This window comes from Clostridium simiarum (genome assembly GCF_018919175.1).
GTDB lineage: Bacteria > Bacillota > Clostridia > Clostridiales > Clostridiaceae > Clostridium_L > Clostridium_L simiarum.
Genome location: NZ_JAHLQL010000003.1, coordinates 217,996 through 242,309, shown reverse-complemented (window position 1 = coordinate 242,309; position 24,314 = coordinate 217,996). Strand labels below are relative to the sequence as shown.

At 30.6% G+C, this 24,314-nt stretch carries 24 protein-coding genes and 1 pseudogene; 17 read left to right on the top strand and 8 right to left on the bottom strand.

Annotation, left to right across the window (positions count from 1 at the left end; translation table 11 throughout):
* Positions 1 to 92 precede the first annotated feature (92 nt).
* Together KQI89_RS10995 and KQI89_RS10990 are read left to right on the top strand one after the other, a co-directional pair.
* Positions 93 to 1,823 (top strand): ABC transporter ATP-binding protein, encoded by a 1,731-nt coding sequence (locus tag KQI89_RS10995; protein WP_216457110.1) that lies wholly within the window; start codon positions 93 to 95, stop codon positions 1,821 to 1,823.
* On the top strand, positions 1,820 to 3,670 hold the full coding sequence (locus KQI89_RS10990; protein WP_216457109.1) for an ABC transporter ATP-binding protein: 1,851 nt from the start codon (positions 1,820 to 1,822) through the stop codon (positions 3,668 to 3,670). The genes KQI89_RS10995 and KQI89_RS10990 overlap by 4 nt, the downstream gene beginning before the upstream one ends.
* Before the next feature lie 216 nt (positions 3,671 to 3,886).
* Here KQI89_RS10990 and KQI89_RS10985 read toward each other — a convergent pair whose 3' ends face one another.
* Entirely contained in the window at positions 3,887 to 4,258 is a 372-nt protein-coding gene (locus KQI89_RS10985; RefSeq protein ID WP_216457108.1) for a pyridoxamine 5'-phosphate oxidase family protein, read from the bottom strand.
* 47 nt (positions 4,259 to 4,305) lie between these two features.
* Positions 4,306 to 4,560 (bottom strand): CGGC domain-containing protein, encoded by a 255-nt coding sequence (locus tag KQI89_RS17920; RefSeq protein ID WP_216457107.1) that lies wholly within the window; start codon positions 4,558 to 4,560, stop codon positions 4,306 to 4,308.
* 118 nt (positions 4,561 to 4,678) lie between these two features.
* Between KQI89_RS17920 and pdxR the strand changes: the two genes are divergently transcribed.
* A complete protein-coding gene (gene pdxR / locus KQI89_RS10975; RefSeq protein ID WP_216457106.1) occupies positions 4,679 to 6,100 on the top strand; it encodes a MocR-like pyridoxine biosynthesis transcription factor PdxR in 1,422 nt (473 codons plus the stop codon).
* 169 nt (positions 6,101 to 6,269) lie between these two features.
* Positions 6,270 to 6,740 carry a GNAT family N-acetyltransferase gene (locus tag KQI89_RS10970; protein WP_216457105.1) on the top strand — a complete coding sequence of 157 codons (471 nt, stop codon included), beginning with the start codon at positions 6,270 to 6,272 and terminating at the stop codon, positions 6,738 to 6,740.
* A gap of 208 nt (positions 6,741 to 6,948) precedes the next feature.
* On the opposite strand, the gene KQI89_RS10965 is transcribed toward KQI89_RS10970, so the two are convergent.
* Positions 6,949 to 7,533, bottom strand: a complete 585-nt coding sequence (locus KQI89_RS10965; protein WP_216457104.1) for an LOG family protein — start codon at positions 7,531 to 7,533, stop codon at positions 6,949 to 6,951.
* 57 nt (positions 7,534 to 7,590) lie between these two features.
* Positions 7,591 to 7,737 (bottom strand): annotated as a pseudogene (locus KQI89_RS10960) (DMT family transporter); the annotation flags it as partial.
* 98 nt (positions 7,738 to 7,835) lie between these two features.
* Between KQI89_RS10960 and KQI89_RS10955 the strand changes: the two are divergent.
* Positions 7,836 to 8,723: a LysR family transcriptional regulator gene (locus tag KQI89_RS10955; protein WP_216457103.1), complete on the top strand. Its 888-nt coding sequence runs from the start codon at positions 7,836 to 7,838 to the stop codon at positions 8,721 to 8,723.
* A gap of 131 nt (positions 8,724 to 8,854) precedes the next feature.
* Here the strand turns inward: KQI89_RS10955 and KQI89_RS10950 are convergent, their stop codons facing one another.
* Positions 8,855 to 9,187, bottom strand: a complete 333-nt coding sequence (locus KQI89_RS10950; RefSeq protein ID WP_216457102.1) for a winged helix-turn-helix transcriptional regulator — start codon at positions 9,185 to 9,187, stop codon at positions 8,855 to 8,857.
* Between the two features lie 126 nt (positions 9,188 to 9,313).
* On the opposite strand from KQI89_RS10950, the gene KQI89_RS10945 reads away from it, so the two are divergent.
* Positions 9,314 to 9,832, top strand: coding sequence for a nitroreductase family protein (locus tag KQI89_RS10945; RefSeq protein ID WP_216457101.1), 519 nt, complete (start codon positions 9,314 to 9,316; stop codon positions 9,830 to 9,832).
* 168 nt (positions 9,833 to 10,000) lie between these two features.
* Here KQI89_RS10945 and KQI89_RS10940 read toward each other — a convergent pair whose 3' ends face one another.
* Positions 10,001 to 10,579, bottom strand: a complete 579-nt coding sequence (locus tag KQI89_RS10940) for a cyclase family protein (RefSeq protein ID WP_216457100.1) — start codon at positions 10,577 to 10,579, stop codon at positions 10,001 to 10,003.
* A gap of 157 nt (positions 10,580 to 10,736) precedes the next feature.
* Here KQI89_RS10940 and KQI89_RS10935 point away from each other — a divergent pair, with 157 nt between their 5' ends.
* Complete coding sequence (locus KQI89_RS10935; RefSeq protein WP_032123411.1) at positions 10,737 to 11,261, top strand: helix-turn-helix domain-containing protein; 525 nt, start codon at positions 10,737 to 10,739, stop codon at positions 11,259 to 11,261.
* 254 nt (positions 11,262 to 11,515) lie between these two features.
* On the top strand, positions 11,516 to 12,409 hold the full coding sequence (locus KQI89_RS10930; RefSeq protein WP_216457099.1) for a hypothetical protein: 894 nt from the start codon (positions 11,516 to 11,518) through the stop codon (positions 12,407 to 12,409).
* A gap of 229 nt (positions 12,410 to 12,638) precedes the next feature.
* Here the strand turns inward: KQI89_RS10930 and KQI89_RS10925 are convergent, their stop codons facing one another.
* On the bottom strand, positions 12,639 to 13,856 hold the full coding sequence (locus tag KQI89_RS10925; RefSeq protein ID WP_216457098.1) for an alanyl-tRNA editing protein: 1,218 nt from the start codon (positions 13,854 to 13,856) through the stop codon (positions 12,639 to 12,641).
* 220 nt (positions 13,857 to 14,076) lie between these two features.
* Here KQI89_RS10925 and KQI89_RS10920 point away from each other — a divergent pair, with 220 nt between their 5' ends.
* The 3 genes from KQI89_RS10920 to KQI89_RS10910 all read left to right on the top strand — a co-directional run bounded on the left by KQI89_RS10920 (position 14,077) and on the right by KQI89_RS10910 (position 17,208).
* Positions 14,077 to 14,889 carry an alpha/beta fold hydrolase gene (locus KQI89_RS10920; RefSeq protein WP_216457097.1) on the top strand — a complete coding sequence of 271 codons (813 nt, stop codon included), beginning with the start codon at positions 14,077 to 14,079 and terminating at the stop codon, positions 14,887 to 14,889.
* 532 nt (positions 14,890 to 15,421) lie between these two features.
* Complete coding sequence (locus KQI89_RS10915) at positions 15,422 to 16,423, top strand: DUF3829 domain-containing protein (protein ID WP_246583077.1); 1,002 nt, start codon at positions 15,422 to 15,424, stop codon at positions 16,421 to 16,423.
* 203 nt (positions 16,424 to 16,626) lie between these two features.
* Entirely contained in the window at positions 16,627 to 17,208 is a 582-nt protein-coding gene (locus tag KQI89_RS10910) for a flavin reductase family protein (protein ID WP_216457096.1), read from the top strand.
* 109 nt (positions 17,209 to 17,317) lie between these two features.
* On the opposite strand, the gene KQI89_RS10905 is transcribed toward KQI89_RS10910, so the two are convergent.
* Positions 17,318 to 18,187, bottom strand: a complete 870-nt coding sequence (locus tag KQI89_RS10905) for a CAP domain-containing protein (protein ID WP_246583076.1) — start codon at positions 18,185 to 18,187, stop codon at positions 17,318 to 17,320.
* 217 nt (positions 18,188 to 18,404) lie between these two features.
* Here KQI89_RS10905 and KQI89_RS10900 point away from each other — a divergent pair, with 217 nt between their 5' ends.
* The 6 genes from KQI89_RS10900 (at position 18,405) to KQI89_RS10875 (ending at position 24,230) form a co-directional block, all read left to right on the top strand.
* Positions 18,405 to 19,082 (top strand): response regulator, encoded by a 678-nt coding sequence (locus tag KQI89_RS10900; protein WP_216457095.1) that lies wholly within the window; start codon positions 18,405 to 18,407, stop codon positions 19,080 to 19,082.
* Positions 19,083 to 19,243: 161 nt separating this feature from the next.
* Complete coding sequence (locus KQI89_RS10895; RefSeq protein WP_216457094.1) at positions 19,244 to 20,539, top strand: 2-hydroxycarboxylate transporter family protein; 1,296 nt, start codon at positions 19,244 to 19,246, stop codon at positions 20,537 to 20,539.
* Positions 20,540 to 20,775: 236 nt separating this feature from the next.
* Positions 20,776 to 21,780 (top strand): Gfo/Idh/MocA family protein, encoded by a 1,005-nt coding sequence (locus KQI89_RS10890; RefSeq protein WP_216457093.1) that lies wholly within the window; start codon positions 20,776 to 20,778, stop codon positions 21,778 to 21,780.
* 202 nt (positions 21,781 to 21,982) lie between these two features.
* On the top strand, positions 21,983 to 22,738 hold the full coding sequence (locus tag KQI89_RS10885) for an exodeoxyribonuclease III (RefSeq protein WP_216457092.1): 756 nt from the start codon (positions 21,983 to 21,985) through the stop codon (positions 22,736 to 22,738).
* 22 nt (positions 22,739 to 22,760) lie between these two features.
* Positions 22,761 to 23,336, top strand: a complete 576-nt coding sequence (locus KQI89_RS10880) for a nitroreductase family protein (RefSeq protein ID WP_216457091.1) — start codon at positions 22,761 to 22,763, stop codon at positions 23,334 to 23,336.
* A gap of 183 nt (positions 23,337 to 23,519) precedes the next feature.
* Entirely contained in the window at positions 23,520 to 24,230 is a 711-nt protein-coding gene (locus KQI89_RS10875; RefSeq protein WP_216457090.1) for a Crp/Fnr family transcriptional regulator, read from the top strand.
* Positions 24,231 to 24,314 lie beyond the last annotated feature (84 nt).

The following is a 24,314-nucleotide window of genomic DNA, read 5'->3' as shown; positions in this document are numbered from 1 at the left end:
TATAAGGTAACATTATAGTTTATCATATTATATATTCACGGGGAAAACAAGTATTGATTTTAGAAAAGATCACTGACAAGAGAGGGTTGGATATGAAGTTAATTTTAAAGTATTTAAAAAATTACAAGCTATATGTATTTTGCAACATTCTAGGAGTGTTGGGATTCGCTGCAGCAGAACTTGGAATCCCTACAATTGTTTCTAATATGATAGACCGAGGTATTGTTTTGAACGATAAAGCTTATATATATAAGTTAGGTGTTTTAATTCTGACGGTAGCCATTATAGGTGGTATTGGAAATATTGTATTGGCCTATTGCAGTTCCAAGGTTAGTACATCAATTACAAGAGATATCAGAAATGATATTTTCAAAAAGGCACAGGAATTTTCTCATACGGAATATAATAAATTTGGTGTATCTAGTATGATTACAAGAACTACTAATGACGCTTTTATTTTGATGCAGTTTATCAATATGCTACTTAAAATAGCGTTTTTAACACCGGTGATGATTATAATCAGTATGTTTATGGTAATAAAGACAAGTACCACATTGTCTATGGTAATAGGAGGATGTGTTCCCATTCTATGCTTTGGGGTATATCTAGTTGCTAAGATTAGTAATCCAATTAGCACTAGGCAACAGGAGGGAATGGACAGGTTAAATCGTATTACAAGAGAGAACTTAACTGGAGTTAGAGTTATTCGTGCATTCAGGAAAGACAGTTATGAAACTCAGCGATTTTCTAAAGCAAATGAAGATTATTCATCCAATGCGAAAAAGTTGTTTAAGCTGATGTCTGTTACGCAGCCAGCTTTTTTTCTGCTATTAAATATGGGAGTTGTCGTTGTATTTATATTATCTAGTCGTATGATTGATGTAGGTACGTTACAGGTAGGAAAATTAGTGGCATTCCAGGAATATATGTTCCATGCAATGTTTTCTATGATGCTATTTTCCATGGCATTTATTATGTATCCCCGTGCAGAAATCAGTGCCAAACGTATCCAGGAGTTGCTAGAAGAAGAACCAGTTATTCAAAATGCGGAAAATGTAGTAATCCATGGAGACGAAAGCGGAACCTTAGAATTTGACCATGTAACTTTTAAGTACCCAGATGGTGAGGTGCCTGTGTTAAATGACATAAGTTTTCAGGCAAAAAAAGGCGACAGAGTTGCATTTATTGGAAGTACCGGTAGCGGTAAAAGTACATTAATAAATTTGATTCCTAGATTCTATGATATAAGCGAAGGTAGCATTAAAGTAGACGGAGTAGATGTTAGAGAATATGATTTAATGTCATTGCGTGAAAAGATCGGTTTTATTCCTCAAAAAGCCCTTCTTTTTTCTGGTAGTATCAGTGAAAATATTCGCTATGGTAAACATAATGCCGTACAATCTGAAATAGAGTACAGTGCTAAAGTTGCCCAGGCTTATGATTTTATCGCAGATAAGCCAAAGCAGTTTGAAGAAATGATAGAAGAGGGAGGAAGCAATGTATCCGGTGGACAAAGACAGAGGTTGAGTATTGCAAGAGCCGTTGTAAGAAAGCCGGACATTTATATATTTGACGATTCCTTTTCGGCATTGGATTTTAAAACGGATGCTAAATTAAGAAAAAGATTAAAAAGTGAGACTACAGGTGCTATTACCCTGATTGTAGCTCAGAGGGTATCTTCCATTATGGATGCTACTAAAATTATTGTATTAAACGAAGGAAAAGTGGTTGGTATAGGAACTCATGAGCAGCTACTAAAAGACTGCGAAATTTATTATGAGATAGCGTCTAGCCAGATGTCAAAGGAGGAATTGAGACGATGAATAAGAAAAACACTGGTATTAAACGTTTGATTCCGTATTTGAAGAAATATAAGATAAAAATTATATTAGCAATATTATTAATTATTGTGGCTTCCTGCTTGATAGCGTTAAGCCCAACTTTAGAAGGGATGATTACCACACAGTTATTTTCTGATATTATGGGAGGTCGACGGGTTGATTTTATAAAGATCAATAAAATTATATTGACTCTAATATGTGTCTATGTGGCAGAAGTTTTAAGTAACTGTGCTTATCAGTTCTTATTAACCGATGCAATTCAAAGCGCTATGGTGGATTTGAGAAATGATGTACAAGGTAAAATCAGAAGACTTCCTATTGCATATTTTGATAGAAATGCACTGGGAGATACTTTGAGCCGTGTATCAAATGATATGGAGACTATTTCTAATGCCCTTCAGCAAAGTTTTGCTCAGATTTTAAATGCTTTATTAGGATTGAGCCTTGCGGTATATATGATGTTTAAGATTCAATGGGTAATGGCACTATCGGCTATAGCAATTATCGGAATTTCTGTTATTATATCCAAGATAATTGTAAAAAAATCTCAACCCATATTCCAAAAGCAGCAAAATGCTTTAGGATATTTAAATGGTATCGTTCAAGAAAAATTTACTGGTTTCAATGAAATTAAATTATTCGGTAAACAGGAGGATACATTGAGTGAACTTATGAATGCCAATGAAGAATTGTGTAAAAATGGGTTTAAAGCTCAGTTTATCAGCGGTTTAATGTCTCCCCTTGTAACTTTTGTAACTTATATTGGAATCGGTTGTGTAGCTATTGCAGGTACATTTTATGCTATGGCTGGTGTCATCACTGTAGGACAGCTTCAGGCCTTTATTCGTTACATTTGGCAGGTAAACCAGCCTATGTCACAGATCACCCAACTATCTGGAGCAATTCAGTCCTCGGTAGCGGCAATTCACAGAGTTTTTGAATTCTTAGATGAAGAGGAAGAAGTAGAGATAATAGAACCATATAAAGTAGTGGATGGCAATCTATCCTTTAAAGATGAGGAATTCTCTTATATAGAGGAGAAAAAATCGAAAGAAGTAGAGATAATAGAACCATATAAGGAAGTACATGGCAATGTGTCCTTTGAAGATGTAGAATTCTCTTATACAAAGGAGAAACCTTTACTTCACCACCTGAATGTGGAAGTAAAAAGCGGTCAGATGGTTGCTATAGTAGGACCTACCGGGGTAGGGAAAACCACATTAATCAATCTACTGATGAGATTTTATGATGTCACCGGTGGAGCTATAAAGATAGATGGAGTGGATATTCGTCATATGAAACGTGACGACCTAAGGGCAAAATTTGGAATGGTTCTTCAGGATACCTGGCTCTTTAAGGGTAGTATTAAAGAAAATATTGCCTATGGAAAAGAAGGCGCCACGGAAGAAGAGATCATCAGTGCTGCAAAGGTTGCAAATGTCCACCATTTCATTACAACACTGCCTGAAGGTTACAACATGATACTGAATGAAGAGGCCAGCAATATCTCTCAAGGAGAAAAACAGCTTTTGACCATAGCACGTTCAATCCTTTGCGATCCACCCATCATGATTTTGGATGAAGCTACCAGTTCTGTGGACACAAGGCTGGAGCAAAAGCTTCAGGATGCCATGAGAAACATTATGAAGGGCAGAACTTCCTTTGTAATTGCTCACAGATTGTCTACAATTAAAAATGCGGACCTAATCCTGGTAATGAGCGATGGAAATATAGTGGAACAGGGAACACATGATGAGTTACTGGAGAAGAAGGGATATTACGAACAGCTTTACCATGCCCAATTTGGGGACTTGGATAGGGTCTTATAATATTCTTGGTGCATTTATTAAGCTGATCTAAGGACATATAACATCTATATTAATAAATTAAATTTTTACAAAAATATTTTGAAAACCATAAAAGCCACCCTTTATAGTATAAAATAAATTAACTATAAAGGTGGCTTAAAATTACTTCTATATTATCAAAAGTATGATTTAATGAAATAAAAAGTGGTTATTAGAGAGAGTTTCATATGGGAATATTTAAAGTGTTTGCTGTGCAGATGTAACTGTTATCTCTAATACTCTACTGAGAAAAGTAAATTTTTCCTTCATCATATCAAATTCTAAACCTGATTCAAGAAATTTTGCTGTTCCTTGAATTAAGAATCCAGTTCCAAGGAGTTTATATCCCATAACATCTTTGCTACATATAGTAACCTTAACTTTATTGTTTAATTCCACATTTTTTTGTGTTCTACGCATTCCAGCAGCTGGTATTAATAATCTACCATCTTCAGTGACATTAATAAATGAATTCCAAGTATTAACTAGGTGAACTTCGTTATTACTACAAGACGCAATAGCCACCGCTCCTTCATGAGAAATAACCTCAAGTAATTTTTCATTTAACATTTATATTCCTCCTTAAAATTCTATAATTAAATTTCATATTATTTACATTAGGCATAAAACTTATAGATATCCTTATCTTTTTTTCTTTCTACACTTTTAGCTAGAAAAGATCTCTCTATAATATTTTCATAACCTTTTTTAAATAAAATATTTTTAATATAATCCAGATGGGAGCATCTATCATAATGATTATTGTCTTTTTTCATACAAGAAGATAAGTGTATGATAACTTTATCTTTATCTATATTATTTTTAACTCTTAATTTTTTAGAAAGATGCTCTAATTTTATAGCAATTCCCATCCTAAGTATGATTTATTGACTTTTCAATAAGACAATAATACAATCAATGTGGAGTTATTAAAAGTGCCAATTTTCTTTGCTTTATAGGATACAGTTTATAAGGAAAGGGGTTTTTATCATGATTGTTGTACATAATGATTCAAAAGTTCCACTATATTTACAAATTTACGAACAGATAAAAGAAGAAATAATTTCCGAACAAATTTCTGAAGGCAGTAAACTGCCCTCTACTAGAGCTCTTTCAGCAACATTAAATGTTAGCAGAAATACAGTTGAAAGTGCTTATTTACAGCTGTATTCTGAAGGATATGTTAAAAGCAAAGCAGGTAGCGGGTTTATTGTTGAAAAATTAGATAGTAGTATAATCTCAAAATTAAAGAGAGAAGATTTTAAGAATATTGAAAAAGATAAAAAAACATTACTTAAAGTGACTCATGATGAAAATTATAAATATAATTTTCAATATGGAACCCTAAGTGCTTCTGATTTTCCGTTGCGTTTATGGAGGAAAGTCTCAAATAAATGCTTAGCATCTTTGAGTTCTGAGAATATGGTGTCATATAATAGCAGTAAGGGTGAACTAGAATTACAAATAGAAATTATGAAATATTTAAATAAATCAAGAGGTGTATATTGTAATCCTGAACAAATTATTATTTCTTCAGGTAGTGAATATAGTTTAAGCTTAATATGTCAACTATTTAGACAACATTTTAACAAAATAGCCATAGAGGATCCAGGATACATTGCTGCAAGAGACATATTTATTAATAACGGATACAAGATTGTTCCTATTAGTTTAGAAAATGATGGTATTAGCCTTGAAGAATTGGAAGATAGTTCTGCAAAAATAGTGTATGTAACACCTTCACACCAATTTCCAACTGGTTCAGTGATGCCAATTCAAAAAAGATTGAAGCTCTTAGATTGGGCTGTAAGAAAAAATGGAGTTATAATTGAAGATGATTATGATAGTGAGTTACGATACAATTCAAAACCTATTCCATCAATACAAGGAATTGATTCCAAAGATTATGTTATATATATGGGTACATTTTCAAAGTCCTTGTCACCCAGTTTACGCTTAAATTATATGGTATTACCACAATCATGGTTAGTGATATATGATAAATTTTTCAATAGGTACCAAGCATCTGTTCCATTAATTGAACAAAAAATAATTCAACAATTTATGAATTTAGGCTATTGGGAAAGACATTTACGAAAAATATGCCTTTCAAACAAAAAAAAACATGACATATTAGTTCATACAATTCATGAGTTAATGGGGGATAAGGTTGTTATTCATGGTAAAAATGCAGGTTTACACATTCTATTGCAGGTGAATAATGGATTATGTGAGGAAGAAATGATAAAAAAAGCTAAAAATTATGATGTTAAAGTGTATCCAGTATCAACCTACTGGACGAGATTAGAAAAATACCCTAATAATATGGTTTTACTTGGCTTCGGTGCCATGGATGAAAATGATATTATTGAAGGTGTAAAAGCACTTAACCGTGCATGGTTTACCTCTTAATTAGAATTTATCTCAAGCTATTCCTTAAAAAAAATAATACCTTCACTAACTGAGATAAGAGCTAAAATAAATTGATAAAGATGATACAAACTAAATATTTTTTGGAATTTGAACAAAACATGCTATAATAGCCTCATTATAATTTTATAGTGATATATGGAGGTGCTTCATGATAATAAGAGAAATAGAAGAAAAAGATAATGAACAAGTAGAGTTACTTATTAGAACTTGTTTAATAGAATTTGGAGCAGATAAACCTGGTTGCGCCTGGTCTGATCCTAATTTAGGATGCTTTTATCAAGTCTACCAAAATGAAAAATCTAAATACTGGGTAGTTGAAGAAAATAACAAAATAGTAGCTGGTTGTGGTATTGGACCACTTGATAATAAAGAAGATATCTGTGAGTTACAGAAAATGTATTCTTTAAAAGAGGTAAGAGGTACTGGAATCGCAAATGAATTAATGAAAATTTCTTTAGAGTTTGCAAAAAAGCATTATAAAAAATGTTACCTAGAAACCTTTAGTAATATGGTTGCAGCCAATAAGTTCTATAAAAAATATGGGTTTATTCAATTAGAAAAACCTTTAATTGAAACTGAACATTATGCTTGCGATGCATGGTACATAAAGGAATTATAAATTAATAAAAATAGAGGAAGCTAAAGATGAAGAATTTTCTACAAACAAGAATGAGGGAGAATTTCTAGGTGATAGGACCTCGCCTTATCCTCTTTTATTTACAATAAGTATATAAGTGGAATTATAAGAAATAGACAGTTGACTTAAACTACATATAATAGTCAACTGTCTATATTTTTCTTGTAAGTATATTTAATAGAAAATAAGGTTATTTACAAGGTAATTCACGCCATTTATTTTCCATTACAGGTGGGGTGTAGGTTTTCATCTTTTCTATTAATAGTGAAGGCTTATCAGAAATTGAAATAAGCTTAATATTTGATTCATTCATAAAACCTTCAGTACAAGTATTTTGAATCATATGTAAAAGTGGGTCAAAGAAATTTGATATATTTAATATGCCAATAGGTTTTTTATGAATACCAAGCTGAGCCCAACTAAGTACTTCAAATAGTTCTTCAAAAGTACCCAGTCCCCCAGGAAGGGCTATAAATCCATCAGAAAGTTCAGCCATAGTTTGTTTTCTTTCATGCATGTTTTCAACTTCAATAAGTTTAGTTAAATTCTCATGAACCATTTCACCTGAGAAAAGTCCTTTGGGCATAACACCAATAACTTTTCCGTTATTTCTTAAAACTTCATTTGATAGTTCACCCATAAGACCTATTCTTGAACCGCCATATACTAATTCAATCTTGTTTTCAGCTAATATTTTACCAAGCAGTTTAGCACTTTCTTTATATTCTGGACGGGAACCTAGATTAGAGCCAGAATAAACACAAATTCTTTTCATAAATATTACCTCCTATAATGATGTTTTATGGATTAAGATTTAAATATAAATCTCTAATTAATAAGTTTGAATAATATAAACGCCTAAGATTAATAAAATAATCCCTAGAGCTCTTAGTGGAGTTAGTAAATGAATTTTACTGCCTAATAATCCAAAATGGTCAAATATAACAGAAAGGATTATTTGTCCACATATAACAAGAGTAAGCTCAGCTGTTGATTAACTTTCATAAAGAAATTATAATTAATATGATGGTATAAGTAAAATCGATATTTAATATAGGAGGTATACTAAATTTTTATATGCATATTAATCTTGAACTTTACAGAATTTTTTATACTACTGCCAAATTAGGAAGTATATCTAAAGCGGCAAAAGAACTTTTTACATCACAGCCAGCAGTTAGTCAATCTATAAAATTATTAGAGGGAAAATTAGGAGGACAATTGTTTTATAGGACTCCAAGAGGAGTTTCTCTTACCTTAGAGGGTGAGGTATTATTCAAATATATAGAGCAGGGTTATGGTCTGATGCAGACAGCAGAAAGAAAATTTTTAGAACTAAAAAATCTTAATCTAGGTCAGGTAAGAATAGCTGTATGCAGTGCAGTATGTAAATACTATCTGATGAAATATATAGAAACATATAATTTAAATCATCCAAAAATAAAGATTTATGTTAAGGATAAGTCAAGCTATGATATAGTAAAAGCATTAGAGTCCGGTGAGATAGATATAGGGATTTTAAATATGAATATAGAGAATCTTGCTTCCCTTAATATTATCAAAACATTTAAAATACAAGACTGTTTTGTGGTAGGCGAAAAATACAAGTATATTTGCGAAAAACAGATGTCATTAAAGAATTTGGTTGATAATTATCCTATCATTCTCCTGGAAAAAGGTGGAAACACCAGAGATTATATAGATAATTATGTTATTTCACATGGATTAACAGTATTGCCACAAATAGAGTTAAGTAATATGGAATTAATGATTGAATTTGCTAAAAAAGGATTAGGAATTTCCTGTATTATAAGAGATTATGTTCAAAGGGAACTGGAGCAAAAACAGTTATATGAAGTTTCTATTAAGGAAAAAATTCCTGAAAGAATTCTTGGAATAGCAACAAAGAAGGATATTCCTATGTCTACAGCAGCACAGGAGTTTATCCAACTTATTAAGGATTAGATATTTACCCTCTTATATCTACTATTCATGATTATTATATAATCTCTAAGTTAGAATGCTAAATTTTATAATATTGCATATTAATTATAATACTAATACTATTTTAACAATGGATTAATTCCATATATAAATCATACATTGTTTATGCATTGATGTTTTTTACCCCATTTACACATTTCACTAATTAACGGAACTAGTGATAAACCTTTTTCGGATAAAGAATATTCTACTTTAGGTGGAATTTGGGGATACTCTTTGCGAATAATAAGTCCATCATTTTCTAATTCCTTAAGTTGGCTACTTAACATTTTATGAGTGATAAAGGAAATATTGCGTTTAAGTTCACTGTATCGTAAAGTATGTTCACAAGCTAACTCATAGATTATTTTCATTTTCCATTTACCACTAATAATAGCAAGAGTATATTCAAAAGGGGCTTGTTTATTGCGACATAATGTATCCATTTAATTTACACTCTCCTAACGGTAAGTATACTACAAAAAAGTGCATACTTTCTTTTTGTTTTAAGCCTATTATAATATAAACTAGAAAGAAAATAAATGATAAATATTCTATTTAAGGAGGTTTTTATGAACTTTATAGAATTAGCAAAGGAAAGATATTCTTTAAGAAGTTTTGATGGTAGAAAGGTTGAACAAGAAAAACTAGATTTAATTTTAAAAGCTGGACAGTTAGCTCCTACTGCTGTAAACTACCAACCTCAAAGAATTTTAGTAATTGAAAGTGATGAGGCACTTGTTAAACTAAAAGAATGTACAAGTTGTCACTTTAATGCGCCTATGGCTTTACTTGTATGTGCTGACAAAGATGAAGCTTGGAAGCGTACTTATGATGGAAAAGTCCATGCTGATATTGATGCAAGCATTGTTGCTACACATATGATGCTACAAGCCACTGAACTTGGATTGGGTACAACATGGGTTGGACATTTTGATCCAATTGCTATTGTTAATGCTTTTAATATACCATCAAATTTTGAACCAGTATGTATTTTCCCAATAGGCTACCCAGGTAAAGATGCAAAACCTAATCCTAATCATTTGAAAAGAAAAGACCTTTCACAAACTGTTTCATATAATCATTTTTAATTTAATCTAAGTTTTAAAGTAAATAAAAATAATTAAGGAGAGTCCCACTATCTTGAGATTCTCCTTAATTATTATTTAGATAATAACAAAATGATGTATTTTTATACAAATTATTATCAAAAGAAAGTATCTAATATTTAGTCACACAAAATTATGCCATTATATGTTCTAGAGTTCAGCTATAACTCTAGAGGTAAGGCCTGTTACACCTTTTATATTAAGAGGAAAAGTGTACATAGTAAAAGAGGTACCCTTAGCTTCTGACCATAATAAATCAAGATTATTCATATTTTCAACAATAAATACATTGTTATCTGCACAATATTGATCTATATGTCTATGTTCAGAGCCTTTTCTAACTCCAGTTGTGTCTATACCTATTATGCTAATTTTTTTATTTATTAAATGGTCAATTAATTCTGTAGAAAGTTCAGGGTAATTTCTTAAATATTCAACGGTTCCAAAGCCTGTTTCTTTTAAGTATCCAGTATAAAAAATAATAAAGTCATTTTCTTTAATTTCATCTAAATTGATATCCTTTAATGAAATCTCATTATTTCTTATGTGAGATACATTAAATATTTTTCCGCGTCTCTTTATATAATCAAGAGGAAACTCTTTATCCATAACATCAAAATGAGTTCCTATATGACCTATAGCACCAAATGCTTTGTCTTCACTTATTGCTTTTTTAAGAGTTGAGGAAAAAAATTCTTTCCCAATTTCTAATGTTAAATCAATTTTCATTTTTAAAACCTCCATTAAATATTAAATAGTTTCCTGGGAAACTATTTAATAATATCATAAAATGGTTTCCTTGTAAACTATTTAAGTTTTATTGAATAAAAATTTTTTTAAATTATAATATATATTGTTAGCTAAGAAACTAAAAGGGAGAGTATTTATGATAATAGAAGAGAAAGAGGAGAAATTAGAAGAATTATTTGAAAAAGTTATTTCTTTTATAAATCATTTAAATGAAGCAGAGAAAAATCAAGAAAAAAATTTAATTGAAAAAATTTTAAATATAAAAGAAGATAATGAAGAAATAAAGAAGGAGCTTAGTAAAATAACGGATAAGGATATAAAGGGCATAACCTTATCAGAGTTCCACGTTATAGAATGTATAGGTAAAAATAACATGCCTAATAGTATATTTATATCAAAAGATCTTAATATGACTAAAGGTGGTATATCAAAAATAAATTCAAAACTTCTTTCAAAAGAAATTATTAAAGCAAATAAGATAGAAAACAATAAAAAAGAAATTTATTATAACTTAACAGAAAAAGGTGTAGCCTTGTTTAAACTACATCAATATCTTCATGAAAAAAAACGAGAAAAATTAATGAAAGTTTTAGATAACTACAAACAAGAAGAAATAACTACTATACTAAAATTTTTAGATGATTTAAAAAAGATTGTATAGTCTAAAGCATTTAGGTAAATAGAGTAGTTTGATATTAAAGGATTTTAACAAAGCTATATACTGAAAAAGTATGTAGCTTTTATTTAATTGTAACTGTAAACATGTTATAAAAATAAAAGAGAAAGTAAAAAATGGGAAATACATCTTGAAACATGGTTTATAATAACTTATAATATAATAAACGATATTACAAATGGAGATTTACTTATACTTAATAAAAACTAAGAATTTATAAAAGATAGGGAGTGTGGCATATGTATAACATGAATACAATAACAATCTATTTAAGTCTGTTTTTTCTTTATTGCTTATCACTGTTTATTTATAAAATTGAAAAGAAATCAATTTTCTTTGGTGTTAGATTACCCTATGGATATAATGAAAAGGAAAAATTGGCACAACTAAAAAGAGAATATAGGAGAAACTTTACTGTAAGTTATGTTTTTATTATTTTAATATATATTGTTTTAACCTTAAGAATTTCTGAAATATGGTCTGTTGTATTAGGAAACTTATTTGTATTCATAGAAATTATGGTAATATATGCAAATTACTATAAGATACACAAAAAAGTTAAAGCCTTAAAGGAAACTGAAAATTGGAAAGTTGTAATTAAAGATGAAACTATGGATGATGAAAATTATATTATGGGATTTATATATTATAATAAAAAGAATCCAGCTCTTTGGGCATTTAGCAAAGAAGAAGGAAGACTATTGTCTCTTAACTTTGCAAGGCCATTAGGTAAAGTACTTGGAGTAGCTATAGTGGGAATTTGTATCATTGCCTCTGTAAGAACCTTAACTTTTCCAAGTATTTTCAAAGGTAGAGAAGTAGATGTGATAGATAATCAAATAATCATTGAAGGGCAATGGGGCATAACTGTTAATAAGGAAGAAATAAATAAGGTGTCATTAGAAAAGGATCTTCCAAACCGTATTAGAAGAAGAGGTGGAGCTTCTGTTAACAAAATGATAATGGGGAAGCATAAGGCTGTGAATCATAAAGAAGCATATTTTTATATAATGGATAAAACTGATCCATTTGTTGCTATATACACAAATGATAATAAGCTTATAGTTATAAATTATGAGAATGTAAGTGAAACAGAAGATTTATATAGATCCTTGGATAAGGCTTTAAATTAGAAAATTATTTAAAAAGGGAAAAGGGAAGTTTTGTTATTTATTAATAAGAAAGGAGACCATCCTCTATTAATTTAGTAAAAGATGTAACCACCAATAATCATTAGAATGGGGAATTATGGTATAAACAGAGTCCTTGCCTTTAGTGGGAGTTTTTACTCCCACTAAAGCTTAAAAATCATTATCTAGGGATGTAGCCGTTCTTTGTTCCTACTTTAAAGAAGATGGAGTATTAGAGCAGATAGTCATTGGATAAAAGATTTTTTACTTTAATAAATGCATAATCTAGAGCTCCTTGGAGGTTACTATTATTTTTCCCACCACCTTGAGCTAATACGTTACTGCCGCCACCCTTTCCCTCTATAAGGCTTATGGCATCTTTTAAAAGTTCATTCATATTTACATTTTTTATATCTTTGGAGCAGGCAAATATTAAATTTGCTCTTTCTCCTGAAGTTACTGCTATAAGAGAGAGGGTACTTTCACTTTCTACAAGCCTTGAGGCTAATTTATTCATGTATTTTAGATCTTCATCAGGGTATATTTTTCTTATAACCTTAATATTATCTATTTTCTCCGACTCTTCAAGAAGTTCTTTAACTTGATAATTTAAAAGTTCTCCTTTAAGCTTTTTATTGCTATCTATTGAAGTTTTTAGGTCTTCACTTAAATTTCTTACAGCATTTATTGATTCATCTTCATTACTATTTAGATATCTACATATGGTATATGAGAATTTATCTTTTTTAAAGCAATCTTCAACTGCTCGTCTTCCAGCTAAGAACTCTATTCTTGTAGCATCTTTATGTTTTTCCCATCTTTTTATTTTTATAACTCTAAGTTCTAGTGTGGAACTAGGATGGACTCCACAACAAGCATTAAGGTCTAGTTCACCTACTTTAACCAGTCTTATTTCATCTTCTGTATTTGGTAAAGCTCTTCTAATCTTTATGTTTTTTAATTCTTTTTTTGAAGGAACTAAAAACTCAACTTTTAAGTTTTCTTCAATAATTTCATTAGCTAAGGCTTCAGCTTCTCTTATCTGATCTTCCTTTAAGTACCCTTGGATATCTACGGTGCTAATTTCTTTTCCTAAGTGAAAGCTAACAGTGTTGGCGTTAAAGAGCTTAAAAAAGCATCCAGAAAGTACATGCTGGCCTAAGTGTTGATGCATACCATCTACCCTTCTATTCCAATCTATAGAACACTTTACTTTATGTATTTTTATAGGTTTTTTCTCTACAACATGGTATATGTGTCCTTTTTCTTCATATACAGCTATAACCTCATGATTTTCTATAAATCCTAAATCGGAAGGTTGACCACCGCCACCTGGAAAGAAGGCTGTCTTATCCATAAGTACATGGAATTTATCATCTATCTCCTTTATATCAATTATTTCAGCAGTAAAATCTTTTATATATTGATTTTCATAAAAAATTTTCTCCATTTTTATCCTCCATAGTAATATAGTTTTATCTATAAAGACTTTCATGTATTAAAACATATTATTTCAAAATTAAATTGTATATTTAGATTATATCAGAGCTTAGAGATTTTATACAAATTCAGTCTAAAGATTACATGTGAAAGTAAATAGATAAATCACCTATTTAATGCTAAGTGAATAATCTATTACTGAAAAGAATTTTATTAATGGAGGAATCCAAGTGGGATACTATGTTAGAGTAGAGCCAAATGTAAAAGTTTATGTGGAAGATATTAACCCAGAGGGTAAGAAGGCAATTTTGTTTATACATGGTTGGCCTGCAAACCATAATTTATTTGAATATCAGTTTGATGAACTTCCTAAAAAAGGATATCGATGCATTGGTGTTGATTTAAGAGGGTTTGGTAATTCAGATAAGCCCTTTAGAGGCTATTCTTATGATGTATTAGCAGATGATATTAGAAAGGTAGTTGAGGTACTTAATTTAGAAGATTTCATATTGGCAGGACACTCCGTTGGAGGTGCAATTTCCATTCGATACATGGCTCGTCATAATGGCTATGGGGTATCAAAGCTTGCTCTTTTTGCTGCTGCCGCTCCTAGTTTTACTAAGCGTCCAGATTTTCCTTATGGGTTTACAAAAGAAGAGGTAAGTAAAATTATTGAGGACACTTATAATGACCGTCCTAAAATGTTGGAAGGCTTTGGAGATATGTTTTTCTTTCAGTATGTAACGAAACCTTTTTCAGATTGGTTCTTCCAATTAGGATTACAAGCAGCAGGGTGGGCTACTGCAGAGGTTGCTACTTCTCTTAGAGATGAAAGTTTGTTTTCTGATCTTGAAAAAGTACATGTTCCAACTCTAATTCTTCACGGGACTCATGATAAAGTTTGTCCATTCCCATTAGCTGTAGCTCAAAAAGAGGTAATTAGAAATTCTAAACTTGTATCCTTTGAAGATAGTGGGCATGGGTTGTTTTGGGAACAGCGCCATAAATTTAATAAGGAATTAATACAATTCATTGAAAAATAAGGCTTTCATTGTAAAATCTTATTATAAGATTAGGTTTTATTGTTTAACTTCTTTTAAGAACAAGAAAGCTAATTATAAAAATTAGCTTTCTTGTTCTAGCAGAGAAATCTATTCAGTGAATTTTGCAAAAGGTAAACACATCTTTTAAAAGCATATGAATAAAATAAGTTGTGATATTATAAGTAATGCCACATTAGAACTTGAGGTTATGAAAACAAAGGATAGCAATATAATACAAGCTCTATAAAGAATACTCCAGTAGAACTTTAAGTGGATACTGGAGTATTTTAATATTGGCTCAATTTATTGTAATAATAGTATTTGGGATTTTATAGTATTTGTTTTATATGTGAATTAAACAAATAATTAGTCTAAAGAAAGGTTCAGTGTTTAAAATATACAAATTTAAACTATAGAAAAATAAAAAAGGGACGATATATATTATTGTGAAAAAAATGGTTCCTTTTAGGCAGCTATTAATTTAAAAATCTTACAATAAAATCATAAGAAAATATTAAGGGGGAGTTTTATTTTGAAAAAGTTCTTAGGGCGTATTTTTATGTGTTTGATGATATGTATTTTTTTAAGTTCTTGTGGTTCACAAGAAAAATCGAAGGAGGTAAGTTCAAAATCTGATAATGGAAAGTACAATGCTTATATTAATTTAAACAATTATTTGACTGGATGGTTAAGTTTAAATATGCAATCATACTTTAATGATTTTGGCTTTGAAGAGGAGATTACAATTAAAGAAAAGTTTAGAAAAAAGGAGTTTGAAGGTGCTGCGGTAACTCCTATTGTTGAAGGAGCCTTTAAAGACGTAGAAAAGGCTTTAGAATATACTACAAAGGAGCCATCATATGGCCTTGCTGATGATTCTATGAAGGAATTATGTCCAAAAGTAAAGGAAGTATTAAATACTATAAATGAAATAGATAATTATTATAGTTCAAAATCTTTTCTAGAGGATGACTTTGCTAAGGGCAAGGAATTACATAAAAAAATATATAATGAATATAGTGAGTGCGTTATTTTAACTGAAAAGTTTTTTTATGACTTTGATTTGATAGCTGAGGAAAAGAAGAAGGAAAGTTTAGAAGCTTTAAAGAAAAAAGATATGATGATAAGATATTATGCCATGGACATTGTAACAAAAGCACAGGATATAGATAACGCTTTTTATAATGCAGAAATTAGCGATGATAATATTTTGGATTATGATGTTAGCAAATATAAAGAGTACTATGATCCTCTAATAGAGGGGATTGATAAATTTAGAGAATACGTTAAAGATGATGAAAGACTAAAAAAAGAAGGTTTAAATAATACCCCTTTTTTAGATAAGTTTAAATTTGATCTAAAGTATATGGAAGGTAGTGCTAATAATATAATGGAGATATTAACTACAAAAGATACAAGTGGGAAAAGCAATGCAAAGGGTTCAGTAAGACCAAATGAAAAAAGCATTACTATAAGGGATTTCAGTACTAAGGTTTCAAGCCTAGTTGACAGCTACAATAATTTAATTAGGTAAAGAAACTTTGAAGTTTATAATTAGTAAGATCTGATATATCTTAATGATTTAAAATAATCTGTAAATAAAAAAATAATATACTGCTAATGGGTATTGAACAGTTTAAAGCAAATTTATTGGCTATTTTAAAAGTGTTGAAGTGAAGTTATAATAGAACTTAGGTTATAATGACACTTAAAAAGCAAAGGAAAGGTAAAGCTAATATGAGCAAAAGAGTTTTTAAAGGTTCTGCTATACTAAATCCAGTACCAGCAGTATTAATAACCTCTCAGAATAAAGAGGGGAAGATAAATGTGTTTACAGTGGGGTGGGTTGGAACAGCTTGTACCCGTCCGCCTATGATAACTGTGGCTATTAGACCAGAAAGGTTATCTTATGAATACATAAAAGAAAGTGAAGAATTTGTAATTAATCTTCCTTCTGCTTCTATGACAAAGGCAGTTGACTATTGTGGAGTTGTATCTGGTCGTAGGGAGGACAAAATAAATAAATTGAATCTTGCGGTAGAAACTTCACAAAAGGTAGTAGCTCCTTCTTTAAGGGACTGCCCTGTAAATATAGAGTGTAAAGTTAAAAGTATTACACCTTTAGGTAGCCACGATCTTTTCTTGGCAGAAGTATTATCTATATCTGTAGATGAGGATATAATAGATAGTAAAGAAAAGATACATCTTGAAAGAGCTAACTTAATAGCCTATTCCCACGGTGAATATTTTTCTTTAAACAATAAGCCTTTAGGAAAGTTTGGGTACTCTATTCAGAAGAAAAAAAAGAAGAAAAGGTAATGAATAGTTACTAATCTTAAATTATTTAAAGTATACCGAATAGATAATTGCATTTAATTATTTATTCGGTATTAATCATATTATGATTTAATTATGGTAAAAGTAATAATTACTTAGGTTTACTGATGAACATTTGTGAAAACATCTTGCCGTAAGGGCCACCATCCTTAATACCTATGCCAATATGTGTATAATTTGGACTTAATATATTTTGTCTATGACCAGGAGAGTTCATTAATGAATTTTCTGCATTTTCAACGCTTTGATTACCTGCTATGTTTTCTCCAGCTTGAACGAAATTTATCTTGAAAGCTTTCATCATATCAAAAGGACTGCCGTATTTTGGAGAGTTATGACTAAAGTAGTTGTTGTCGATCATATCTTGAGCCTTAACTCTAGCTACGTTAGTTAGTTGCATATCTACTTCTAAAGGTGCTAAATTGTTTTGAGATCGAGCTTCATTTAATAGTTTTATCATTTGTTGTTCTGAATCAGTTAATGTACTAGCGTTTGTTTGAGCACTTGGCGTTTTAGGAGTTGTAGCTTCAGGCTGACTTGTTCCTCCTTGAGGTGTTGTACCTTGACTTTCAGGAGTTACATCTTTATTTGTATCAGGAGTTGTATTTGGAGTTGTATCTTCTGCCACTATTGGTTTGCATTGACTTTTTGGAACGAAGCCGATACTGTTATTGGGAAGTTTTACTGCAAACCAATCAGAAACCTCATTTACAACATCTAGGGTATTATCCTTATTGGATGATTGAAGTATTGGAGTATCATTAGAACAACCAGATCTTATATTTGCCTTATCCGCGGTAACTTTTACCTTTTTAATATCTCCCATTTTAGAAACTGAAGATTCTACGCCACCGATGGCTTGTTTTTGTTGCTGATTTGTACATGAAGCTGTAAAAAACAGTGATAGGCTTAAGGCTAAAACAATAAATTTTTTCTTCACACAATCACTCCTTAATTTCAATTTAAATATTAAACTTACACTAATAGTATTAGGAAAAATATTATTTATATGAGCTTTTAAGCTGTGGTAAAAACTAGTGGTTTTTACTTTCTTAAAATATAAAATACTATATATTACAAGTGATTTTGTATCTACCTTTGAAACTGTTATAATTAATTGTGTATATAAGATGATGATATTTTTGTAATTAGGTGTTCTTCTGAAGGAGTGAAGTAATTTGATTAGTGTAATTGTTGTTGATGATGATATGATGGTGGCAGATTTAAATAAATCTTATGTAGAAAATATTCAAGGGTTTGAAGTAAGAAAGGTATTAAATAATGGTGAAGATGCTTTAAGATATCTTATGAATAATGAAATTGATCTAATGCTTCTAGATGTTTATATGCCGGGTTTAGGCGGTATGGAGCTTTTAGAAGAGATGAAAAAGAATTCTATTATGACAGATGTTATACTTGTTACGGCAGAAAGTGATGCTAGTAATATTGATAAAATTTTAAAGCTAGGAGTTGTAGATTACCTTATAAAACCTTTTAGATATGTTAGGATAAAAAAGTCTCTTGAAGGGTACAGATTAAGATATAACCTCATACATGATAAGACAACATTGAAACAAGGAGATATTGATAAAATTACTACAAATAACCTTTCTACCAGTGGATTACAAAAGGGAATAAGTGAAAAAACTTTAGAAAGAATATATAAATTTATGAAGGAAAATAAGGGCAAAATATACACTAGTGAGTTAGTTGCGGAAAAAGTTAGTATGTCTAGGGTTACCACAAAAAAATATTTAGACTACTTAGCTTCAATTGGTAAGGTTGCAACTAAATTAGAGTATAAAACAGTAGGAAGACCATTAACATTATATAAATATCATAATGAAAGTCATTAAAACAAGTAATTATGTTTTAGTAATATAGTTAAACGGATATTGATATTTCTAGTATTGCCAAAGAAATATCAATATTTTTTTTATTTACAAAAATATATTTATATTAATGGGTATCCTATAATAAAACTATAAAAACGTATACAATTAGGAGGGGAATGAGAATGAAAGCAGAAAGTATACAATCTAAGCCATCGTATAAAATTATGGGATTAAGTTTACCTATGTTTGCAATACTAGTAGCAGTAGTAGTTCTTGGTACTTACATGGGTGTACTGCCTAAGGGTATGATTGGAGCCTTTGCACTAATGATGATTGTAGGAGCTATACTAGGGGAAATAGGTAATCATATGCCAATTATTAAAGATTATTTTGGTGGTGGACCAATTGTAATAATATTTGGTTCAGCAGCTTTAGTGATGTATGGTATATTTCCTAAATATGCTACAGACATCATGACAAACTTTATGACTGGTGAAGGATTTCTTGACTTTTATATAGCAGCATTAATAACAGGTAGCATATTAGGGATGAAAAGAGAATTATTAGTTAAGGCTGCAGTGAGATATTTACCTGCAATTTTAGGTGGTGTTATAGTATCAATTGGAATGGTAGGACTTGTAGGAGCACTTATTGGATATGGTGCAAAAGAAGCTATACTGTACATAGGGATTCCAATAATGGGAGGAGGTATGGGAGCTGGTGCTGTTCCTTTATCAAAAATATTTGGCTCAACTCTTCAAAAGGATCCAAAGGAGATGCTCTCAGTTATGGTTCCTGCTGTTGCTCTTGGAAATTCACTATCAATAGTTGTTGCAGGGCTTCTTGATAAACTTGGAAAAGTTAAGCCTTCTCTTACTGGAAATGGTGACTTAATGAGTGTACAAGATGATACTGTAGTAGAGAAGAATGAAGATAGTCCTATAGAGTATAAACTCATGGGAATAGGGCTTTTAATATCGGTGCTGTTCTTTTTATGGGGAAGTATTGTAGGTAAGTTCTTTCCGTCGATCCACCCTTATGCATGGATGATTATATCTGTAGCATTAGTAAAAGCTCTTGGTCTTATGCCTAGGAAATATGAACTTGCCTGTTTCCAATGGTTCCAATTTGTAATGGATAACCTTACAGGAGTGCTATTGGTAGGGATAGGAGTAGCTTATACTAATCTTCAACAGGTATTAGATGCAATGACAATACAGTACTTAATTCTTGTTGGAATAACTGTAGTAGGAGCTGCTATTGGTTCTGGGGTTGTTGGAAAGTTTGTAGGATTCTATCCAATAGAATCTTCTATAACAGCTGGACTTTGTATGGCTAATATGGGTGGAACAGGAGACGTAGCAGTTTTATCTGCTTCAAAAAGAATGAAACTTATGCCATTTGCTCAGATATCATCTAGACTAGGTGGAGCATTTGTATTGATTTTAGCAAGTGCGGTTTTAAAAATCTTTATGTAAATATTATTTTAAAGGCTTTCTATTTGAAGGCCTTTTATTTATTATTTGATGAGTTTAACTAGATAAATATAGGAAAAAATGTCATTAAAATAGCTTATGAATATTTTTATTAACATCAATCTATAATATTCACAGGAATATGATAAAATATAAATATTATAAATCAGGTTTAGATTTTATATTATTCAAAGATAAAAGTTATATAAATATTTTCATGAAAAAAGGAGGAATAAAAGATGAGTAAGGAAGCTATAAGGTTTGGTGTTGTAGGTACAAATAATATTACTGAATGGTTTTTGAATGGTTCAAAAAACGTAAAAGATTTTGTTCTAACAGCGGTTTATTCAAGAAATAAGGAAAAAGGGAAGGCTTTTGGAGAAAAGTATGGTGTAGAACAGGTTTTTACAGACTTAGAGGACATGGCAAAGAGTGATTTAATCGATGCTGTTTATATTGCATCTCCAAATGCTCTTCACGCAGAGCAAACAATGTTATTCTTAAAGCATAAAAAGCATGTATTATGTGAAAAGGCCTTTGCATCAAATGCAAAAGAGGTTTCTAAAATGGTAGAAGCAGCTAGAAGTAACAATGTACTTTTGATGGAAGCTATGAAAACCACTCATCTTCCTAACTTTAAGGTTCTTAAAGATAATTTACATAGAATAGGCAAGGTAAGAAGATACTTTGGAAGCTATTGTCAGTACTCCTCAAGATATGATAAATATAAGGAAGGTGTAGTTTTAAATGCTTTTAATCCTGAATTATCTAATGGAGCATTAATGGATATAGGAGTTTATTGTATTCATCCTATGATAAATTTATTTGGTATGCCAAAAGAAATAAAGGCTAGTGGTGTAATGCTAAAGTCTGGTGTGGATGGAGAAGGAAGTGCAGTATTCAAATATGAAGATATGGATGCTGTAGTTATATACTCAAAAATTGCTAACTCATATTTACCATCAGAGATCCAAGGAGAGGATGGAAGTATAATAATAGAGAAGATTAATAATTTCCAAAAGGTGAAAATAGTATTGAAAAATGGTCTGGAAGAAGATTTGTCACAGCCTCATATTGAAGAGGATATGTGCTATGAATTACAGGAGTTTGTAAATTTAATAAAAGAAGGAAAGGTAGAGTCTAATATTAACTCTCATCAAGTTTCACTATCAGCTATGGAAGTAATGGATGAAATAAGAAGGCAAATAGGATTAGTTTTCCCAGCAGATAAAAATAATAGTTAGTGAAATATTAAATAAAACCTGTTATTAAGCTGATACCAGTGATGCAAAATCTTAATCAAGTGTAGGAATTACAGAAAAAATTTAATCATTATAAATTAATAATAATATTTATTTTCTAAAACTTATTATTAGTATCTATATGAAGTTAGAAATTAATGTTACAATATATTTAAGAACTTTAAGAAAAGAGAGGATAAGTGGAATGAAAAAACTAATTTCATGGAATGTTAATGGTATAAGAGCTTGCGTTCAAAAGGGATTTTTAGACTACTTTAAAGAAGTAGATGCAGATATATTTTGTATTCAAGAAAGTAAGCTGCAAGAGGGGCAGATTGACTTAACACTTGATGGATATCATCAATATTGGAACTATGCTGAAAAGAAAGGATACTCTGGTACAGCAATTTTTACTAAGGAAGAACCTATTTCTGTATCATATGGTATTAACATAGAGGAGCATGATAAAGAAGGAAGGGTTATAACCTTAGAATTTGAAGATTTTTATATGATAACAGTATATACACCTAATTCACAGCAGGAGCTAGCAAGATTATCTTACAGAATGGAATGGGAGGATGCCTTTAGAGAATATATAAAAGTTCTTGATGAAAAGAAACCTGTAATAATTTGTGGTGATTTAAATGTTGCCCACAAAGAGATAGATCTAAAGAACCCTAAGAATAATAGAAAAAATGCCGGTTTTACTGATGAGGAAAGAGAAAAGTTTACTACTTTTTTAGGAAGTGGATTTATAGATACCTATAGATATTTTTACCCTGATAAAGAAGGGATATATTCTTGGTGGTCTTATAGGTTTAAAGCTAGAGAGAAGAATGCGGGATGGAGAATTGATTATTTCTGTGTGTCAGAAAGGCTTAAAGATAGGCTAAAAGGAGCGGATATACACACTGAGGTATTAGGATCAGATCATTGCCCTGTAGAGCTTACAATAGATTAATATGGTAAGAGGAGGTAGCGAAATGGATGTAATAGAAGCAATTAAAACCAGAAGATCTGTAGGAAAGGTTAAAGATGAAGAAGTTCCAAGAGACCTTATAGAAAGGATAATTGAGGCAGGAACATTTGCACCTAATAGATATCTTACAGAGCCCTGGAGATTTTTTGTAATATCTGGTGATGGAAGACGTGCTCTTTCAAAGGTTATGGAAGAGATTGCAATAGATTCTTGTATTGATCCTCACAATGAAGAAGGAAAAAAGAAGATTGAAAAACAAAAAAATAAGCCTTTTAGAGCACCGGTAATTATTGCTGTTGCTGCAGAAGTAACTGAAAATAAAAAGGTAATTAGATTAGAAGAATTGGGAGCTACCTATGCAGCTATAGAGAACATGCTTATTGCAGCACATTCCTTAGGGCTTGCTTCATTTTGGAAAACAGGAAAGGCTTGTTATAGCCCTAAAATGAAAGAGTTTTTCGGATTACAGGAAAAGGATGAGGTACTAGCCTTTATATATTTAGGATACCCTGACATGGAGAGAAAAGAGGCTCAAAGAAAATCCGTTGATAGTCTGACTAAATGGATAGATAGAGATTAATAAGAATTATATTTAAACATACTCATACTATTTTAAATGAGTATGTTTTTTTATATAATAAAATTAGATTAAATTTTTAAGATTTACTTATGGTTTTTACATATTAAAACTTAAATAATATAATAGATATAAAAGTATCTATATAGTAATAAATTGAACTTTAAAAAGCTGGGAGGTGTTTTAATGAATCAGTGTAGTTGCGAAAGATGCAGCAATAATTTATGTGCTAAGAAAGTTCCTATATTCTCTTTTTTATCTGATGAGGAGTTAAAGAAAATAATATCCATGACAGGACACCTTCAGTTTAAAAAGGGGGAAGCACTTTGCTATGAGGGAGAAAAGTCAGATACTTTATTTATAATAAATGAGGGTAAAGTGAAGCTTTCAAAGATTACTAAAGAGGGTAAAGAGCAAATAGTTCACATACTTACAAGTGGAGATTTTTTTGGAGAGTTAAACTTATTTAATGATGAAGAAGAATATAACTTTTCAGCTTATGCAATCTCTAATGTAAAAATTTGCACTCTTTCTAAAGAAAACATGGATGATATTTTAATGAGGAACCCTAAAATATCTTTAAAAATATTAAAAGAAGTTACAAAAAAGTTAGCAGAAACGGAAAACCTAGCTCAAAACCTTGCCACAAATGATGCAGATGTTAGAATTGCCTATATGATTTTAGAATTTGGAGAAAGATATGGGATAAAACAAAGAGAGGAAATAGAGATAAGGTTACCTATAAATAGAGAAGAAATGGCTAATTATACAGGGCTAACAAGGGAAACTATAAGTAGAAAGCTATCAAAATTTGAAGAGTTAGACATAATAGAACTTAAAGGAAATAAGATAATCATAATAAAAAACGAAGCTACATTAAGAGGTTATGTAGAGTAAAATAATATATAAATTTGTTTTAAGTTAACCCATAGAACTAAAGGAGAGTTTTAGTTCTATGGGTTTTTTATTAAAAATTTTTAT

Bases quoted from the DNA above. Each gene is read 5' to 3' on its own strand.
- KQI89_RS10890 (WP_216457093.1), top strand. From the start codon at position 20,776: ATGAGTAAGGAAGCTATAAGGTTTGGTGTTGTAGGTACAAATAATATT.
- KQI89_RS17920 (WP_216457107.1), bottom strand. From the start codon at position 4,560: ATGGGAATTGCTATAAAATTAGAGCATCTTTCTAAAAAATTAAGAGTT.
- KQI89_RS10995 (WP_216457110.1), top strand. From the start codon at position 93: ATGAAGTTAATTTTAAAGTATTTAAAAAATTACAAGCTATATGTATTT.
- KQI89_RS10895 (WP_216457094.1), top strand. From the start codon at position 19,244: ATGAAAGCAGAAAGTATACAATCTAAGCCATCGTATAAAATTATGGGA.
- KQI89_RS10990 (WP_216457109.1), top strand. From the start codon at position 1,820: ATGAATAAGAAAAACACTGGTATTAAACGTTTGATTCCGTATTTGAAG.
- pdxR (WP_216457106.1), top strand. From the start codon at position 4,679: ATGATTGTTGTACATAATGATTCAAAAGTTCCACTATATTTACAAATT.
- KQI89_RS10940 (WP_216457100.1), bottom strand. From the start codon at position 10,579: ATGAAAATTGATTTAACATTAGAAATTGGGAAAGAATTTTTTTCCTCA.
- KQI89_RS10875 (WP_216457090.1), top strand. From the start codon at position 23,520: ATGAATCAGTGTAGTTGCGAAAGATGCAGCAATAATTTATGTGCTAAG.
- KQI89_RS10950 (WP_216457102.1), bottom strand. From the start codon at position 9,187: ATGGATACATTATGTCGCAATAAACAAGCCCCTTTTGAATATACTCTT.
- KQI89_RS10955 (WP_216457103.1), top strand. From the start codon at position 7,836: ATGCATATTAATCTTGAACTTTACAGAATTTTTTATACTACTGCCAAA.
- KQI89_RS10985 (WP_216457108.1), bottom strand. From the start codon at position 4,258: ATGTTAAATGAAAAATTACTTGAGGTTATTTCTCATGAAGGAGCGGTG.
- KQI89_RS10885 (WP_216457092.1), top strand. From the start codon at position 21,983: ATGAAAAAACTAATTTCATGGAATGTTAATGGTATAAGAGCTTGCGTT.
- KQI89_RS10925 (WP_216457098.1), bottom strand. From the start codon at position 13,856: ATGGAGAAAATTTTTTATGAAAATCAATATATAAAAGATTTTACTGCT.
- KQI89_RS10935 (WP_032123411.1), top strand. From the start codon at position 10,737: ATGATAATAGAAGAGAAAGAGGAGAAATTAGAAGAATTATTTGAAAAA.
- KQI89_RS10880 (WP_216457091.1), top strand. From the start codon at position 22,761: ATGGATGTAATAGAAGCAATTAAAACCAGAAGATCTGTAGGAAAGGTT.
- KQI89_RS10910 (WP_216457096.1), top strand. From the start codon at position 16,627: ATGAGCAAAAGAGTTTTTAAAGGTTCTGCTATACTAAATCCAGTACCA.
- KQI89_RS10945 (WP_216457101.1), top strand. From the start codon at position 9,314: ATGAACTTTATAGAATTAGCAAAGGAAAGATATTCTTTAAGAAGTTTT.
- KQI89_RS10970 (WP_216457105.1), top strand. From the start codon at position 6,270: ATGATAATAAGAGAAATAGAAGAAAAAGATAATGAACAAGTAGAGTTA.
- KQI89_RS10930 (WP_216457099.1), top strand. From the start codon at position 11,516: ATGTATAACATGAATACAATAACAATCTATTTAAGTCTGTTTTTTCTT.
- KQI89_RS10965 (WP_216457104.1), bottom strand. From the start codon at position 7,533: ATGAAAAGAATTTGTGTTTATTCTGGCTCTAATCTAGGTTCCCGTCCA.